This is a genomic window from Serratia sp. PL7 (genome assembly GCF_945957435.1).
In genome coordinates this window covers 38,066-54,498 of sequence record NZ_CAMFLB010000016.1, presented here as the reverse complement: position 1 = coordinate 54,498, position 16,433 = coordinate 38,066, and the positions used below count along the sequence as shown (strand labels likewise).

Sequence of the window (16,433 nt, the reverse complement as noted above, 5' to 3'; positions counted from 1 at the left end):
CGTGATTTTCAGTCATGATTCCCTGCGCAAAAAAGGATTAATCACTGCGCAACGGGCTAGATAGTCTGGGCTGATAAGCGTAGGGTGAAAATAGCCATTTAAACGAGGTAGCGACATGTCAAAACGCATCCAATTCTCCGCCACCGGCGGCCCGGAAGTGCTGCAGTATGTTGATTTTACTCCTGTCGATCCCGCTGCCGGGGAGGTTCAGGTCGAGAACAAGGCGATCGGTATCAACTATATCGATACTTACGTACGCAGCGGCCTGTACCCACCGGCAAACTTCCCAAGCGGGTTAGGTACCGAAGCGGCCGGGGTGGTCATCAAGGTCGGGGCAGGTGTCAGCGCGGTCAAACCGGGCAATCGCGTGGTTTATGCCCAGTCCGCACTGGGTGCCTACAGTGAAGTTCACAACGTCCCGTTGGAAAAGGTGGCTATCCTGCCGGATAACCTCACTTTCGAACAAGGTGCAGCCTCATTCCTCAAAGGGTTGACCGTACATTATCTGCTACGACAAACCTATGAGGTCAAGCCGGGCGAGGTATTCCTGTTCCATGCCGCCGCCGGGGGGGTTGGGCTGATCGCCTGCCAGTGGGCCAAAGCGTTGGGTGCCAAACTGATCGGCAGCGTGAGTTCTGACGAGAAAGCCGAGCAGGCATTGCGTGCCGGCGCCTGGGCCACCATCAATTATCGCCAGGAAAACATCGCCCAGCGCGTAGCTGAACTGACCAACGGCGAAAAGGTTAACGTGGTCTATGACTCCGTAGGGCAAAGTACCTGGCAAGACTCATTGAACAGCCTGAAGCGCCGCGGGCTGATGGTAAGCTTTGGTAATGCCTCTGGCCCGGTTACTGGCGTCGATCTGGCGTTACTCAATCAGAAAGGCTCACTTTACGTCACCCGCCCTTCGCTCAATGGTTACATCACCAACCGTCAGGAATTGCAGTTTGCCAGTAACGAGCTGTTTTCGCTGATTGGCAGCGGTGCGATTAAAGTTGATGTGAAAGCGACACAGAAGTTTGCATTGGCAGATGCCCAGAGGGCACACCAGGTCCTGGAAAGCGGCCAAACCAGCGGCTCCAGCCTGCTGATCCCTGGTCTGTAGCGCCAATAAAGAAAGGGCTCCATAAGGAGCCCTTTCTAGTTTACTGCGTTTTGTAGGGGTAGAGCAGAGTCCGCCAGAGATGGGGGTTGCTTTAAGCAACACTCTTGTCAGCTCTCGCGGTGATGAAAATGATTAGCATCACTGCTGCGGGAGTCATCCTAGCAGCCTCGATAAGTAAAAAATATGTTTAATGTGCCGTATTCACATTTAAAACATCAAGCTGTGATCACCACCACACTGGCAAGCAATCTGCAGGGTGAGTTTCAGCGTGACTGACTGATATTTCGGCAAAAAATATTAATAGCGCCGTATCTGTGGTTTCTGCATCGAGCGGTATATCCACACGCCAATCACCGCCAGGATCAGCCACGGCAGCAGTTTAAACACCATGGCAAACAGCCCGCCCAGCAGCATAAAAGCCGCGGCCACAAATAACGCAGCCATCACGCCCAGCAATGAAATACCGGTTACCAGCAGCATGGCGACAAAGCCGATCAGAAAGAAGAGTTCTAACATGGGTTGCTCCTTGGCAAAACAATAGGTCTATCTTGTTCTTTACAAGAAACGTGCCAACTTGAAGTTAATGATAACTTATTGAAATGATGAAAAAATAGCGCCACACCTCGTGACGCTATTAGTCAAAAAAACCAACTTTTAGTCAAGTTTTTTGTCGATTATGCCATTTCAGTACGCGGTGAACGCACCAGAGCCAAAGCCTGTTCGACGGTGCGCACATCAGCTCCTGGCTTATGGGCATTTTCACTCAGATGACGGCGCCACTGCCGCGCGCCAGGGATCCCCTGGAACAGGCCAAGAATATGGCGAGTGATGTGGCCCAGATAGGTGCCGTTCGCTAGCTCGCGCTCGATATACGGATACAGCGATTCGATAATCGCCACGCTGTCCATCACCTCGCTCTGGCGGCCGAAAATCTCGCTGTCTACCCGCGCTAGAATGCCTGGATTTTGGTACGCCTCGCGCCCCATCATCACACCGTCCAGATGTTGCAGATGCTGTTGGGCCTCTTCCAGCGTTTTCACGCCGCCGTTGATCGCAATGGTCAGCGCCGGGAAGTCACGTTTCAACTGATAAACGCGCGGATAGTCCAACGGAGGGACTTCGCGGTTTTCTTTCGGGCTCAGGCCGGAAAGCCAGGCTTTACGGGCATGAATGGTGAACATATCGCATTCCCCGCGCCCAGCAACGGTAGAGATAAAATCGCACAGGAACTCATAGCTGTCCTGGTCATCGATGCCAATACGGGTTTTTACCGTCACCGGGATCGACACCACGTCGCGCATCGCCTTGATACAGTCGGCCACCAAGGTCGCCTGCCCCATCAGACAAGCACCAAACATGCCGTTCTGTACTCGATCCGACGGGCAACCGACATTGAGGTTGATCTCGTCATAGCCACGCTGTTCCGCCAGTTTGGCACAGTGCGCCAATGCTGCCGGATCGCTCCCCCCTAACTGCAATGCCACGGGGTGTTCTTCCTCGCTGTATGCCAGATAGTCACCTTTACCGTGGATGATCGCACCGGTGGTCACCATTTCGGTGTACAGCAGCGTTTCCTTGCTCAGCAGACGATGGAAGTAACGGCAATGGCGATCGGTCCAGTCCAACATAGGAGCAATGGAGAAACGATTGGCGGCGTATTGGGTGTTGTTAATATCTTTCGTCATGCTGAGTTACTGGCTACCTGATAAGTCCGGGACTCGACAACCGACGCGCTGTGCCGATGCCGCAAACGGCTATTATAACGACAATCCACGCTCTTGGGAAAATCGTCGTTCATCCTGATTAGGATCTCAGAGCGGTAACGTTTTCACACAGCCCTATTCCAATTGTCGGATCACGCGGCACGGCTGCCCAAGCGCCAACACGTTAGCTGGAATATCCTCGGTCACCACGCTGCCCGCGCCGATGGTGGTACCATCACCAATGGTGACTCCAGGCAGGATCACTACGTTGCCGCCAATCCAGACGTTACTGCCAATCACCACCGGCCTGGCTGAGGTATGGAACGGAAAATCAGCATTGCCGGTAAACCGCTCACTGGCCTTGAGAGGGTGGCTTGGCGTGTAGATTTGCACGTTCGGGCCAATCAGCGTGTTATCGCCAATGGTGATGGTGTTGCAGTCAAGAAACACCGCATTGACGTTGATAAAACAGTTCCTGCCAATGCTGATATGCTGCCCGTAGTCGCACCAGAACGGTAATTCAATCCAGCTGTCATCCCCCCAGGCCGCAAGCAGCTCACGCAACAGACGCTGTTTCTCTTCAGACTGATGTGAATCCAATGCTGCGAGCTGTTTAGTCAGGCTCCGCGCCCGATGGTACATGGCAATCAGCTCATCATCACGACTGTTATAGACCTCGCCGCGCAGCAATTTCTCTCTTTCTGACATCCCAGGCTCCTGAAAGGTTTGGCTCCATATGGGTTATACCGCCGTGCCCGAGTGGAACCTATGACATAAAGCGGCAAACCGTGACCCGCATCTCATTCTGCCTAGTCTTGCTGCGAAAAATCGCCCTATTAGCCGCGTTATCCAGGGAAAGCGGGGCAACCCTCGGCGATTGCGTTGAAACATGATAAAATCGGCTTCTTTGCATAGCCGGATACTTGCCATGAACTCAACCAACCAGGAAAAGCTGCTCGCGCAGGCTGAACAACTCTGTCAGCAACGCAACGTGCGACTGACCCCGCAACGGCTGGAAGTGTTACGCCTGATGGCTGAGCAACCCGGCGCCATCAGCGCTTACGATTTGCTGGATTTACTGCGTGTGGCAGAGCCGCAGGCCAAACCACCTACCGTCTATCGTGCACTGGATTTCTTGCTGGAACAGGGGTTTATCCACCGCGTTGAATCGGCAAACAGCTATGTGCTGTGCCACCACTTCGAACAACCTATGCATACCTCTGCCCTGTTTATCTGCGATCGCTGCGGACAGGTCACGGAGCGTACTACCGAAGGGGTAGAAGAAACCTTGCAGAAACTGGCTCAAGAATCAGGATTTGTGCTGCGCCACAGCGTAGTGGAAGCCCACGGTCTGTGTTCTGGCTGTGTGGTGGTAGAAAATTGTGAGAACCAACACGATTGCGATCATGACCACAGCATTGTGGTAAAGAAAAAATAAGCGGATTGGATTGCAGGAGGGAGCGGGTACATCCTTGTTCCCGTGGCCGTGGCAGGGGGGAAATCTGCCAGGCCGGATGGTGTCGTAGCGCCGCAATACTCAGCGGCTCATCGCGCTACCAACGATACTTGCTGTGTTCTTCCCAGGCTTTGACTTCTTTTTCGGCTGCCTCTTTCTGGTAGCCATAGCGTTCCTGGATTTTACCGACCAGCTGTTCGCGTTTCCCTTCGATCACGGTGATATCGTCATCGGTCAGCTTGCCCCATTTTTCCTTCACTTTACCTTTAAACTGCTTCCAGTTACCGTCGGCTTGATCTTTGTTCATAATCTCTCCGTTACTCTTGGTTGTCAGTTTTAGATAAATCTGGCTGGACTTAACTGAGTCAAGTTTAAGGTTATCTAATGCGTCCGTTGCCAATTAAGCGCGGGCTTAATTCGCCAGCCACGTGATTAACTATAGTCACCCATCACGAAAAGTGCTCGAAAAGCAGCATGAAATAGGGTTAGGAAAAGTCTTAATAGCAAAAAACGCCATTAAAACAGTAAGCAAGCGAACTAAAACAGCCCCAAGCACATGTAACTAAATGTGAAAAATCATCCCATATCATCAACGAGCCTGGCCTATCCATCGCTAATGGAGGGATGAAAACCAGGTGCCCTGCACGCTATGACGATGCCATACCCAGCCCAAAGCCGCCCCGCGCAGTGCCAGGAATACCGCCAGAGCCAGCCATAAACCGTGGTTGCCCAATACCGGCAGGGTGAACAACGTCAGCCCGTAGCCCACTGCGGCTACCGCCATGCTGTTACGCATTTCTGCGCCACGGGTGGCGCCGATAAACATGCCATCCAGCAGGTAGCACCAAACCCCCACCAGGGGCAGCACTACTTGCCAAGGCAGATAATGATTTGCCAGCGCACGCAATTCCGGCAGCGAGGTTAAGCCCGCCACGATCTGCTGCCCGGCAAACAGATAAATAACGGCAAAACCACAGGCAACCAGGCAAGCCTGCCGACAGGCTGCACGCCATACTTTATGCAGTTGCCGCCCGTCCCGCGCACCATAGGCGTGGCCGGAATGGGCTTCCACCGCGTAGGCAAAACCATCCAGCGCGTAGGCGGTAAAGGTCAGTAAATTCATCAGCACCGCATTCACCGCCACCACTTCTCCGCCCATACGGGCTCCCAGAATGGTTAACGAGGCGAAACACAGTTGCAGTAATAACGAGCGCAGCATAATGTCGCGGTTAAGTGCCAGCAGGCGGCGCAGATCCCCACGCCAGGCGGTACGCAGCATCGCCAGCGAAATCCCCCGCATGCGCAGTACCCGCCATGCTAACCACAAGCCCAGCAACAGCGTGGCGTATTCAGCAATCACCGTGGCAGCCGCGGCCCCCTGCACGTTCCAACCCAGCCCCATCACCAGCCAGATATCCAGCACGATGTTCAGCAGGTTACCGACGATCAGCAAGATCACCGGCGCCCGCACGTACTGAACTCCCAGCAACCAGCCGAGCAGCACCATATTGGCTAATGCCGCCGGAGCGCTGAGCCAGCGGATCTCCAAAAATAGCCTGGCCTGTACCAATACTTCCCGATCGCCCCCCACAATGTTCAGCGCCAAGGTGATCAATGGGGCTCGCAACAGCACAATTGCCAGCCCGGCCACCAGCGCCAACAATAACGGCTGCATAAAGGCGCGAGCCAGCCGGTAGGGATCTTGCGCCCCCAGCGCCTGCGCAGTCAGCCCGGTGGTGCTCATACGCAGGAACAGCAACAACATAAACAGGAAGCTGGTGGCCATTGACCCCACCGCGACCCCGCCAAGGTAGCTAGGGCTATCGAGATGGCCGATAACGGCGGTATCCACCAGGCCAAGCAGGGGCACGGTAATATTGGAGAAGATCATCGGCAACGCCAGGCGCCACAGAGCTTTGTCGGTGTCACTGGTGAAGGCAGAAAGCAGGCGCATGGCGATATGTTCCCGTACAAACATGGATTTTAGCGTAGCTTAGAAATGACATCGCCCCAGAGTTGGGGCGAGGTTGGCCGTTTTAAAGGGCTGTAATACGTGGTAAAGCGGTTAGATCCAGTCGCCGTTGCGGATCACACCCACCGCCAGGCCTTCGATGGTGAAGTTCTGCTGACGCAGATCGACCACAATCGGTTGGAATTCACTGTTTTCTGGCAGCAGTTCGACGACGTTACCGTGTTTCTTCAGGCGCTTGACCGTGACCTCGTCTTCAATACGGGCGACGACAACCTGGCCGTTGCGCACGTCTTGAGTCTTATGTACCGCCAGCAGATCGCCATCCAGGATACCGATATCGCGCATCGACATGCCGCTAACGCGCAGCAGGAAATCGGCATTAGGCTTGAACAGAGAAGGATCCACCTTATAGTGCCCTTCAATGTGCTGCTGAGCCAACAGAGGTTCACCGGCAGCCACACGGCCCACCAGAGGTAACCCCTCTTCATCTTCCATCAGCAGGCGGATACCGCGTGATGCGCCGGAGATGATCTCGATGACGCCTTTGCGAGCCAGCGCCTTCAAGTGCTCTTCTGCAGCATTTGGTGAGCGGAACCCCAGGCGCATTGCGATCTCGGCACGCGTCGGTGGCATGCCCGTTTGCGAAATATGATCGCGAATCAGGTCGTAGACCTCTTGCTGTCTGGTAGTTAGTGCTTTCATTCCGCCCCCTGTTTGTTTATACAGTCTTGCTGTGAGTATATACAGCTAAGTCTGGATTGGGAACCGAAGAATAAATAAAAATCAGCAGGTAGCGAGCGGGATCGCAACGATACCCGCAGGTTTTCACGCCAAATGCTGCCAAAGTACCGAAGCCCAAACGAACAGTGCCAGAATGATTGCCAGCGATACCGCCGCCGAGCCCATATCTTTGGCCCGCCCGGAAAGCTCGTGATATTCCGTACCCACGCGATCGACAACGGCCTCAATCGCGCTGTTGAGGATTTCGACAATCATCACCAACAGCACCGAGCCGATCAACAAGATGCGCGCGATCGCCCCTACGTCCAGCCAAACCGCCACGATGATAGCCACTACCGTCGCCACCAGTTCCTGGCGGAAGGCGGCTTCGTTCTGCCAGGCGGCGGTTAAACCTTTATAGGAATAGCCTGCTGCTTTAATGATACGCGTCAGGCCAGTTGCTTGATTTGCCATAGTTAAGAACGCCTTTCTCCAAGATGAATCATGTACCCGCATGTTGCCAGCCGCAACGTTCCAGACAGATTTGCCAGCCCAATCACATTTTTATCGCAGCGCAGTATACAGCAAGGTTGGAATACCTTAATCACCTAGCTATGTCATACCAATGCCGCGAGAGCATGAATGCGCTAGAGCGGTCAATTTGATATCCATCAGGTATAATTCAACTATGTACTTCCATGGCCGTGAACGGTCGTGGATTTCCCAACGCCACAGATCTGCTACCCGGTTTCTGGTATGCTTGCGGCGAATTGCTAACAAGAGGCTTCACGTTGTCATGTCAGGTTGGCGTAAAATCTATTATAAGATATTGAACTTACCACTAAAAATGTTGGTAAGAAGTAAGGTTATCCCTTCAGATCCGGTCACGGAGTTAGGGTTGGATCCCTCACGACCGATTTTGTATGTTTTACCTTATAATTCCAAGGCGGATTTACTCACCTTGCGCACCCAGTGTCTGGCGCAAGATCTGCCCGATCCCCTTAACCCGTTGGAAATCGATGGCACCGTGCTGCCAAGCTACGTGTTTATCCACGATGGCCCACGCGTATTCCGCTATTACACCCCCAAAGAAGAATCGGTAAAACTGTTCCACGATTATCTGGATCTGCACCGCAGCAACCCGGATCTCGATATTCAGATGTTGCCGGTATCGGTGATGTTTGGCCGTTCCCCTGGGCGCGAAGGCCACGGCACGCCGCACCTGCGCCTGCTGAACGGTGTACAGAAGTTCTTCGCCGTACTGTGGCTGGGGCGCGACAGCTTTGTCCGTTTCTCCAACACCGTGTCACTACGCCGGATGGCAACCGAGCACGGCACCGATAAAACCATCGCGCAAAAACTGGCCCGTGTCGCCCGCATGCACTTCGCTCGTCAGCGCCTGGCCGCCGTTGGGCCAAGCCTGCCTGCCCGTCAGGATCTGTTCAACAAGCTGCTGTCCTCCAAGGCGATTGAAAAAGCGATCGAAGACGAAGCGCGCAGCAAAAAAATCTCCCACGAAAAGGCCCAGCAGAACGCAATTGCGCTGATGGAAGAGATTGCTGCCGATTTCTCGTATGAAACGGTGCGCCTGTCCGACCGCGTGTTGAGCTGGACCTGGAACCGCCTGTATCAGGGCATCAACGTCACCAACGCCGAACGTGTGCGTCAGTTGGCGCAGGATGGCCACGAGATCGTCTATGTGCCGTGTCATCGCAGCCATATGGACTATCTGCTGCTGTCCTACGTGCTCTACCATCAAGGGCTGGTGCCACCGCATATCGCAGCGGGTATTAACCTGAACTTCTGGCCTGCCGGGCCGATATTCCGCCGCCTGGGCGCGTTCTTTATCCGCCGCACCTTCAAGGGCAACAAACTCTATTCAACCGTATTTCGTGAATACCTCGGTGAACTGTTCACCCGTGGTTACTCGGTAGAATACTTTGTTGAAGGCGGGCGCTCCCGTACCGGCCGCCTGCTGGAACCGAAAACCGGCACCCTGTCGATGACCATTCAGGCTATGCTGCGCGGCGGCACTCGTCCGATCACCCTGGTGCCGATTTATATCGGTTACGAGCACGTGATGGAAGTAGGTACTTACGCCAAAGAGCTGCGTGGTGCGACCAAAGAGAAAGAGAGCCTGCTGCAAATGGTGCGCGGCTTGCGCAAGCTACGCAACCTCGGCCAGGGTTACGTGAACTTTGGCGAACCGCTGCCGTTGACTACGTACCTGAACCACAACGTCCCGCATTGGCGTGAGTCTATCGACCCGATCGAAGCACAGCGCCCAAGCTGGCTGACGCCTGCGGTCAACGATCTGGCCGCTCAGATCATGGTGCGTATCAACAACGCTGCCGCCGCCAACGCCATGAACCTGTGTTCCACCGCGCTGCTGGCCTCACGCCAACGTTCGCTGACCCGTGAGCAGTTGCTTGAGCAGTTGGAATGCTACTTACAGTTAATGCGTAACGTGCCGTATGCACCGGACGCCACCGTACCAACACAAACGCCAGACCAGTTGCTGGATCACGCTTTAAACATGAACAAGTTTGAAGTGGAGAAGGACAACATCGGCGACATCATCATTCTACCGCGCGAGCAGGCGGTGCTGATGACATACTATCGCAACAATATCCATCATATGCTGGTACTGCCTTCGCTGATCGCCTCTATCGTGATGCATCACCGCCGCGTGTCGCGCGTTGAGCTGTTGCGTCAGGTCAGCCTGATCTATCCGATGCTGAAGGCAGAGCTGTTCCTGCGCTACGACAAAGAACAGCTAGCCGAAGTGCTGCAACCGCTGATCGAAGAGCTGATACGTCAGCAACTGATTTGTAGCAAAGGCGATGAACTGGTGCTGAATCCTGCGCGCATCCGTCCGTTACAGCTGCTGGCCGCCGGGGTTCGTGAAACCCTGCAACGCTATGCCATCACCATGTCGATCCTCAGCGCCAACCCAAGTATCAACCGGGGTGCCCTGGAGAAAGAGAGCCGCATTATGGCCCAGCGTTTGTCGGTGCTGCACGGCATCAACGCGCCGGAGTTCTTCGATAAGGCGGTGTTCTCCACCCTGGTGGCGACGCTGCGTGAAGAAGGCTTTATCAATGATATTGGCGATGCGATCCGCGAGCACACCATGGAGGTTTACACCATGTTGAGCGATCTGATCACCCCGGAAATCAAACTGACCATCGAAAGCGTCAGCATGCCGGAAGAAACCAATACCCCAGCGCTAGCGGCGGAAGTGGCAAAAGAAGACGAGTAACCTGCTGGTCGGTTACCACGAAAAAGGCATCCGATAATGGATGCCTTTTTACTTTCTGCATTGGGCAAATCACACGTAGCTAAGCGCAATACCGATGAACAACACCAAACCAACGTAGTTGTTATTCAGGAAGGCACGGAAGCAGGCATCGCGCTCGCGGCCAGCCACCTGCTTTTGCTGATGGATAAACAGCGCTCCCGCCAACAACAGCGACCAGTAAAACGCGCCTCCCAGTTGCACTAGATAACCCACCCACAGCATCAGCAACAGCGTAGCAAACTGCAACAACCCGACGATCAGCTTGTCATGGCGGCCAAACAGCACCGCGGTGGACTTGATACCAATCTTCAAATCGTCATCACGATCGACCATGGCATACAAGGTATCGTAAGCCACCGTCCAGCAGATATTGGCCAGAAACAGCAGCCAGCAGCTCAGTGGCAGCGACTCGCTGACAGCAGCATAGGCCATCGGGATCGACCAGCCAAACGCCGCCCCCAGCACCACCTGTGGCAGATTGGTCACCCGCTTCATAAACGGGTAAACCCAGGCCAGCGCCAGAGCCGCCAGCGACAGCCAGATGGTCATGGCGTTCAACGTCAACACCAGCGCAAAGGAAACCAGCACCAGCGAGACAAACAGGATCTTGGCCTCTTTTTCACTGACGCGGCCGCTCGGCATCGGGCGGCCAGCGGTGCGTTTCACATGCCCATCGAAAGCGCGATCGGCATAGTCATTTACCACGCAACCCGCAGCACGCATCAGGAAAACGCCGAGCACAAACACCAGCAATACCGACGGCGAGGGAACTCCCCCCCCTGCCAACCACAATGCCCACAAGGTAGGCCACAGCAACAATAGCGTGCCAATCGGCTTATCGATACGCATCAGATGGCAATAGGCCTGCCATTTGCTTTGAATCACGCTCCCTTCCAAAGTTCTTTCTCCCCTAATTATGCCGGAGTGCCCTTTTCCACCGCATACAGTGGAGAGGCCGGTAGAAACAGTTCCGTCAGTAATAATGGTTTTCCCGCCAGACGAAGACGAGAACGCCGCGCCCACAGATCCTTCTGCTGGCCAACATGGATATAATCACGAGTCAGGCTTTCACTGCTGAACAGATAACGGCCCAGTGGCAACGTCCCCAGATCGACCAACGCCAGATCCGGCCCGGTCAGTGTTTCCTGTGGGATCACCGTACGCCCCAGCAGCCAAGGCTCGCCGTCACCCAGTAAGACGATCTCACGCAGCCAATAGCGCTCGCTATGTGGCAGATGAACCGCCTCTTCGGCAAGCTGGTCACGAGTGATGAAGCATTCACGCTGAGGTTCTACCTGCACGCGGCCACAGTGGCGCTCAAAACGGCGGGTCATGGAACCTAACTCCATCAGCCAATCGCTAACGGCGGCAGGTATTGAGGAATGTTCAGACAGCCACTCAATAGGCGGCAGGATGGGATCCCTATTGCCAGACATTTTGCTACTCCAGGCCAGAGGCTGCGTGCCGCGCCAAGCCATACAAACTGTTAACAGAAATCCATTGTAACGCAGAAATGCAAAAGCGGCAGGCAGATTCGTGACGTAACGCGCCCCCCATTATCAGGGGGTAAAACGGCAGGCTGCCGTAGTGGAAGATATCATAACGCGAGGGAGTTCGCGCTGTTGGCGCCAAGCTTGAGCAAGAAAGCCCCCGCCTGCTGGATGTAAGTGACTTGCAGATGAAAAAAGGTGCGCCAAAGCGCACCAATCATCAAGCCAGCATCAGTAGCGTGGGGGATTACCCCTTGCCTTTCACGCTGCCAATAAACGTTTCACGAGCGGTGGTGGAACCCAGTTTTTCGGCCTCATTCATCAGTTTCAGCGCTTTATCGATATCCCCCGCCTTGACCGCCTGTTTAATGCCGTTATTGAAGTAAGCCTCGGTGTCATTGAGCATCGGCTCTGCCGGTGCGGTAGCAACCGGTGCTGGAGCCGCAATTGCCGGAGCGGTGGCCCCCACTACGACCGGTGGCGTTGCCGGAGCCGATTGCAGCATGCCGATCATGATATTGCTGGCGCCTTGTTCTGCCGTCACCTTCAGCTTCAACGTGCCGCTGGTGCTGTGGCTGGCGATCGGATCCGGGATGTCCGGTACCGCGTTACCCACCCCTTGGGCGTAGGCTTTGGCTGGGTTGGTCAGGGTGGTGGTTTTAGCCAGATCCTGCTGAGTGGTGTACACCAACAGATAAATCTGTTTTTGCCCCAGCGCCGGAGTCAGTTTCAACGTGCCCTCCAGCCGATCGGCAGACATCACGCCCGGTGGCTGGTAAGCGAAATAGCTGCTCGGATAATAGGCCGCCGGGCGCATATGTTCATCCAGCACCAATACGCTTGGGGCATAGATTGAGTTTTTATTGGCCAGACTGCTCAGTTGGATTTCCAGCGATCCCCGATCGGCTGGCAGCGCAAATGCGGCAACGGCCCCCTGGATCTGGCCCTGATTGATCTGTGGGCTGACGTTATTGAGTTGGACATCCTGGCTAACCGGCGGCACCAGCGGCTGCCAAGGCAAACTTTGCAGGGTGGCGGCACTGATGGCCGGAGCGACGGAAACATTGGCCGGGGTATCGGCATAGGTCGCCAGCGATGCGCCGACGGTCAACGCCAGAGACAGGCAGAGTGACAGTAGATTTTTTTTCATTGTTATTACCCTCTCGCTTTGAGCGTGTATCCCGGCAGCGGGCAGGCAAGCGCACTACTGCCGGTTAAACGGTAAGAGGGAGGGCGTACAGGTGCCCTCCCGTCAAGCCAGTATTACCACCAGATTTCCATCTGGGCACCGAAGGTGACTTCGCTGTCTTTACCACGGCTGAAGGTATGCATGCTGGTATCGTTATAAGCCGTACCTGCGTTGTAGCCCGCACCGGAATCGTTGTTTGCGTAGCCCCACTTCTCATCCCAGTTGGCGTAGGTCGCGAAGACACGGATCGCCGGACGTGACCAGATGCTGTTACCCGCTTGCCACTGTTGTGCCAGGGTGACTTTGTATTGGCCGTTACGATCGCCAGTACGTTGAGACTTCACGTTGTCGTAGCCAACTTCCATCAGGGTGCTCATGATTGGCGTCCATTTGTACATTGGGCGCACGCCCACGGTGTACCAGGTGGTGCCGTTGTCATTATCGCGGTTAACGTCCTGATACATGGCAACGTACATCATTGCCCAATCATCGTTGAAGTCGATGGCACCGTGATCCAGCACGCGGATCATCTTGCCGTTGTCATCAATGGAAGCCCCTTGGCTACGGCCGTTGTTCTGCGCAGTCATGGAATCGGTAGCGTACTGCACCACAAACTTGTTGTAGCCGCCCAGGATGCTCTGGGTATGCTCCGCAGTAAACATCCAACCGTCTTTGCTTGCCCCGTCGGCCAGGTGGTAATGGTCTTGTGCGTTTGCACGGCCATAATCCACACCCAGTTCCAACGTACCGCCCGGGTTCAGCTCAAGGCCAGCCAAACGCAGATCGTAGGTATCGTTGACGGTTGGACGCTCATCACGTTCATTGTCGATATAACCTAAGGAACCACCAGATTCGGTGTTACGAGTCACGGCAGCAGACAGCTTGCCGAAGCCCAGATCGATATTTTCCAGACCGGCACCAGGACCTGAAATGTCCCAGTAGTAGAAGTCGATCATATGAACGTCATGACGTTGATAGAAGCGCTTACCGGCCCACATGTTGGCACCTGGCAACGCGTCGATCAGGTTTTTACCCTGCACGTTAACTTCACGGAAGGCCGGGCTGGTAGATTCCCAGTCAGACTGTTGCGACACGGAATAGGCCACGTTGGTGTCGAAGTAGAAGCTCTTGTCGCCCTCTTTCCACACTTCCTGGCCCAGTTTCAGTTCCGCATAGGTTTCACATTCGTTACCCAGACGGTACTTACTGCTGGCACCGGTGGTCTGGAAACACTGTTGCTCACCGCCGCTCCCGGTCCAACCGATACCGGAACGTGCGTAGCCGTGGAAATCCACCGCCATCGCTGATGAGGATAAGACACCGGCGGCGACAGCCAGAGTCAGAGGAAGTTTGCGCAGAGTAGTCATCATTATTCTCCTGTTATACAGACCTTGATGCTTTAAACACCCGGTTCCTGATGCAGCCGTTTACACGCCGTCCCATCCTCACGGAACAGGTGGCAGCGGTGTGGCGGCAGGCCGATGGCGAATGTTGCACCTTCTTCTACCAGCACCACGTCGTTCTGGCGGTAAACCAGGTTTTGACGAATTGCCGGAATTTGGATATGGATTTGCGTCTCGTTGCCGAGCTGCTCCACCACCTGTACTTCACCCATCAATGTCACTTCAGATTCGGAACTCGGTAACAGATGTTCTGGGCGGATACCCAACGACAGGTTGGTCCCCACCTCAATGCCCTGCCCTTCAACCGGCAGCCATACCAATTGACGATTAGGCATCGGCAGTTCGATCTGTACCCGCAGCGCTTCCACTCCGGTCACTTTCACCGGCAGGAAATTCATTTTCGGCGAGCCGATAAAGCCCGCGACAAAGCGGTTGGCCGGGTAGTGATAGAGTTCCAGCGGCTTACCGATCTGGGCCACACGCCCGGCGTCCAGCACCACGATTTTGTCGGCCAGCGTCATCGCTTCGACCTGGTCGTGAGTGACGTAAATCATGGTGCGCTGCAGCCGCTTGTGCAGACGTGAGATCTCAATGCGCATCTGCACCCGCAGTGCGGCATCCAGGTTGGAAAGTGGTTCGTCCAGCAGGAACACATCGGGTTCAGCCACCAGCGTACGGCCAATCGCCACACGCTGACGCTGCCCACCGGACAGGGCTTTTGGACGTCGGTCCAGCAAATGCGCTAATTGCAGCACTTCGGACACCTGATTAACCCGCTGATTGATTTCCGCTTTTTTAGCCCCGGCCAGCTTCAGGCCAAATGACATGTTGTCGGCCACGGACAGATGTGGGTACAGCGCGTAAGACTGGAACACCATGCCGATACCGCGCTCGGAAGGCGGCACCTCATTCATCCGTTTTTCGCCGATGAACAGATCGCCAGAGGTAATATCCTCCAGCCCGGCGATCATGCGCAGCAACGTTGATTTGCCGCAGCCGGATGGCCCGACAAACACCACAAACTCGCCGTCATCGATAGTCAGATTGACGTCTTTGGAAATCACGACCTCGCCGAAGGCCTTATAAACGCTGCGCAGTGTGACGCTAGCCATGCGTTACTCCCCTGCTTTCGCAGTTAACATTTCGTGTGAAGATGGCGGAACCGAAGCCCGCCAAGACCCATTGATGACCCTCTTGCTGCGCACCGTACTGCCATGCCATAGGCTTGGTCGCCTCAGCCGGTGCGGCCGGCTGAGTATAAGGCTGTAGGTTGATCAGCGCTTCAAGGCATTGATCCTGATGGGTAATAAGTAAGCGAATAACGCCATTTTCCTGGCTGATCTGGTTCAGAGCACCACATTGGATCACCGGGTGCTGACGCAGGGCCAATAGGGCCTGGCAGTAACGTAAGGTTGAATGGTGGTCGTGTTGCTGGCGGCTGATGGCCAGCGCACGGTGTTCTATCGCCACCTGTTGATACCAGTGGATCTCTCCTACGGTGACCTGCTCTGGCGCTTCATGCCAAGGCATCGGGGTTTGTGCCCCCTGCGGTTCTTGCAGATCCGCCGCGTGTGGCAAGCCCAATTCTTCGCACTGATACAAACAGATAGGAGCGGGCAGCAATGCCAGCAGGGTCAGGAAAGCCTGCGCAGAACGCAGATCGCCTTGCCCCCAATGGCTGACCACCCGCGGCTGATCGATTTCGCCAGTGCTCCAGACTTTTTCGCCCAGTTGGTGACGATGCGTATGTAATACCTCCACCAGCTTTTCGCAGCTAAACGGCACCACTTCCAGCGCCAACGCGCTGCGGGCATAGTGCTGTTCGGGAGCGGCACTGCGGCAGATACGCTGAGTGCCTTCACTGTGCCAAAGTGACAGCCCGTGCCCGGCCACTTCCGCTCCAGCCTCAGGTGATAGCGCCAGCGGCAATAACAACCCGTCCACCGCCAGTGCTTTCAGATAGGGCAGCGCCGCCATCATGCCGTGTACGTCGCCCACACCATCGCCGTTTCCATCGCGGAAACTGACCGGATGGATCCGGTACAACGTGGGGTGAGTAGCGGTACGCACTGGTGACATAGGTCAGGGTTCCTG

Annotated in this window: 16 protein-coding genes; 3 read left to right on the top strand and 13 right to left on the bottom strand. The window is 55.2% G+C overall.

Features of this window, described 5'->3' with window-relative positions:
- Positions 1-115 precede the first annotated feature (115 nt).
- Positions 116-1,105 carry a quinone oxidoreductase gene (locus N6G83_RS37570; RefSeq protein ID WP_211135004.1) on the top strand — a complete coding sequence of 330 codons (990 nt, stop codon included), beginning with the start codon at positions 116-118 and terminating at the stop codon, positions 1,103-1,105.
- Between the two features lie 297 nt (positions 1,106-1,402).
- On the opposite strand, the gene pspG is transcribed toward N6G83_RS37570, so the two are convergent.
- From pspG to N6G83_RS37555, 3 genes are all read right to left on the bottom strand, one after another.
- The gene (gene pspG / locus N6G83_RS37565) at positions 1,403-1,621 is read right to left on the bottom strand and encodes an envelope stress response protein PspG (RefSeq protein ID WP_024528007.1); all 219 of its coding nucleotides are present in this window, start codon (positions 1,619-1,621) and stop codon (positions 1,403-1,405) included.
- A gap of 158 nt (positions 1,622-1,779) precedes the next feature.
- Positions 1,780-2,790 (bottom strand): tRNA dihydrouridine(20/20a) synthase DusA, encoded by a 1,011-nt coding sequence (dusA, locus tag N6G83_RS37560; RefSeq protein ID WP_024528008.1) that lies wholly within the window; start codon positions 2,788-2,790, stop codon positions 1,780-1,782.
- A gap of 153 nt (positions 2,791-2,943) precedes the next feature.
- Positions 2,944-3,516: a sugar O-acetyltransferase gene (locus tag N6G83_RS37555; RefSeq protein WP_024528009.1), complete on the bottom strand. Its 573-nt coding sequence runs from the start codon at positions 3,514-3,516 to the stop codon at positions 2,944-2,946.
- Positions 3,517-3,736: 220 nt separating this feature from the next.
- Here N6G83_RS37555 and zur point away from each other — a divergent pair, with 220 nt between their 5' ends.
- On the top strand, positions 3,737-4,246 hold the full coding sequence (gene zur, locus N6G83_RS37550; RefSeq protein WP_065684847.1) for a zinc uptake transcriptional repressor Zur: 510 nt from the start codon (positions 3,737-3,739) through the stop codon (positions 4,244-4,246).
- Between the two features lie 115 nt (positions 4,247-4,361).
- On the opposite strand, the gene N6G83_RS37545 is transcribed toward zur, so the two are convergent.
- From N6G83_RS37545 to N6G83_RS37530, 4 genes are all read right to left on the bottom strand, one after another.
- Complete coding sequence (locus N6G83_RS37545; protein WP_024483982.1) at positions 4,362-4,571, bottom strand: CsbD family protein; 210 nt, start codon at positions 4,569-4,571, stop codon at positions 4,362-4,364.
- 306 nt (positions 4,572-4,877) lie between these two features.
- Entirely contained in the window at positions 4,878-6,218 is a 1,341-nt protein-coding gene (gene dinF, locus N6G83_RS37540) for an MATE family efflux transporter DinF (protein WP_211135014.1), read from the bottom strand.
- A 111-nt stretch (positions 6,219-6,329) separates the two neighbouring features.
- Positions 6,330-6,938 carry a transcriptional repressor LexA gene (lexA, locus tag N6G83_RS37535; RefSeq protein ID WP_021180815.1) on the bottom strand — a complete coding sequence of 203 codons (609 nt, stop codon included), beginning with the start codon at positions 6,936-6,938 and terminating at the stop codon, positions 6,330-6,332.
- 123 nt (positions 6,939-7,061) lie between these two features.
- The gene (locus N6G83_RS37530) at positions 7,062-7,430 is read right to left on the bottom strand and encodes a diacylglycerol kinase (RefSeq protein WP_021180816.1); all 369 of its coding nucleotides are present in this window, start codon (positions 7,428-7,430) and stop codon (positions 7,062-7,064) included.
- A gap of 322 nt (positions 7,431-7,752) precedes the next feature.
- On the opposite strand from N6G83_RS37530, the gene plsB reads away from it, so the two are divergent.
- Positions 7,753-10,218, top strand: a complete 2,466-nt coding sequence (gene plsB / locus N6G83_RS37525) for a glycerol-3-phosphate 1-O-acyltransferase PlsB (protein WP_074031501.1) — start codon at positions 7,753-7,755, stop codon at positions 10,216-10,218.
- A 69-nt stretch (positions 10,219-10,287) separates the two neighbouring features.
- Here plsB and ubiA read toward each other — a convergent pair whose 3' ends face one another.
- The 6 genes from ubiA to N6G83_RS37495 all read right to left on the bottom strand — a co-directional run bounded on the left by ubiA (position 10,288) and on the right by N6G83_RS37495 (position 16,418).
- Positions 10,288-11,154, bottom strand: coding sequence for a 4-hydroxybenzoate octaprenyltransferase (gene ubiA, locus N6G83_RS37520; protein ID WP_024528013.1), 867 nt, complete (start codon positions 11,152-11,154; stop codon positions 10,288-10,290).
- Positions 11,155-11,171: 17 nt separating this feature from the next.
- Positions 11,172-11,693, bottom strand: a complete 522-nt coding sequence (gene ubiC, locus N6G83_RS37515) for a chorismate lyase (protein WP_024483987.1) — start codon at positions 11,691-11,693, stop codon at positions 11,172-11,174.
- 301 nt (positions 11,694-11,994) lie between these two features.
- The gene (gene malM / locus N6G83_RS37510; protein ID WP_211134994.1) at positions 11,995-12,897 is read right to left on the bottom strand and encodes a maltose operon protein MalM; all 903 of its coding nucleotides are present in this window, start codon (positions 12,895-12,897) and stop codon (positions 11,995-11,997) included.
- Between the two features lie 113 nt (positions 12,898-13,010).
- Complete coding sequence (locus tag N6G83_RS37505) at positions 13,011-14,306, bottom strand: maltoporin (protein WP_211134992.1); 1,296 nt, start codon at positions 14,304-14,306, stop codon at positions 13,011-13,013.
- Between the two features lie 29 nt (positions 14,307-14,335).
- On the bottom strand, positions 14,336-15,451 hold the full coding sequence (malK, locus tag N6G83_RS37500) for a maltose/maltodextrin ABC transporter ATP-binding protein MalK (protein ID WP_024528016.1): 1,116 nt from the start codon (positions 15,449-15,451) through the stop codon (positions 14,336-14,338).
- Entirely contained in the window at positions 15,444-16,418 is a 975-nt protein-coding gene (locus tag N6G83_RS37495; protein WP_248006601.1) for a hypothetical protein, read from the bottom strand. Before N6G83_RS37495 ends, malK begins: the two co-directional genes overlap by 8 nt.
- Between the last annotated feature and the right edge of the window lie 15 nt (positions 16,419-16,433).

Coding starts and splice junctions, on each gene's coding strand:
- N6G83_RS37570 (WP_211135004.1), top strand. CDS start 116: ATGTCAAAACGCATCCAATTCTCCGCCACCGGCGGCCCGGAAGTGCTG.
- pspG (WP_024528007.1), bottom strand. CDS start 1,621: ATGTTAGAACTCTTCTTTCTGATCGGCTTTGTCGCCATGCTGCTGGTA.
- dusA (WP_024528008.1), bottom strand. CDS start 2,790: ATGACGAAAGATATTAACAACACCCAATACGCCGCCAATCGTTTCTCC.
- N6G83_RS37555 (WP_024528009.1), bottom strand. CDS start 3,516: ATGTCAGAAAGAGAGAAATTGCTGCGCGGCGAGGTCTATAACAGTCGT.
- zur (WP_065684847.1), top strand. CDS start 3,737: ATGAACTCAACCAACCAGGAAAAGCTGCTCGCGCAGGCTGAACAACTC.
- N6G83_RS37545 (WP_024483982.1), bottom strand. CDS start 4,571: ATGAACAAAGATCAAGCCGACGGTAACTGGAAGCAGTTTAAAGGTAAA.
- dinF (WP_211135014.1), bottom strand. CDS start 6,218: ATGCGCCTGCTTTCTGCCTTCACCAGTGACACCGACAAAGCTCTGTGG.
- lexA (WP_021180815.1), bottom strand. CDS start 6,938: ATGAAAGCACTAACTACCAGACAGCAAGAGGTCTACGACCTGATTCGC.
- N6G83_RS37530 (WP_021180816.1), bottom strand. CDS start 7,430: ATGGCAAATCAAGCAACTGGCCTGACGCGTATCATTAAAGCAGCAGGC.
- plsB (WP_074031501.1), top strand. CDS start 7,753: ATGTCAGGTTGGCGTAAAATCTATTATAAGATATTGAACTTACCACTA.
- ubiC (WP_024483987.1), bottom strand. CDS start 11,693: ATGTCTGGCAATAGGGATCCCATCCTGCCGCCTATTGAGTGGCTGTCT.
- malM (WP_211134994.1), bottom strand. CDS start 12,897: ATGAAAAAAAATCTACTGTCACTCTGCCTGTCTCTGGCGTTGACCGTC.
- N6G83_RS37505 (WP_211134992.1), bottom strand. CDS start 14,306: ATGATGACTACTCTGCGCAAACTTCCTCTGACTCTGGCTGTCGCCGCC.
- malK (WP_024528016.1), bottom strand. CDS start 15,451: ATGGCTAGCGTCACACTGCGCAGCGTTTATAAGGCCTTCGGCGAGGTC.
- N6G83_RS37495 (WP_248006601.1), bottom strand. CDS start 16,418: ATGTCACCAGTGCGTACCGCTACTCACCCCACGTTGTACCGGATCCAT.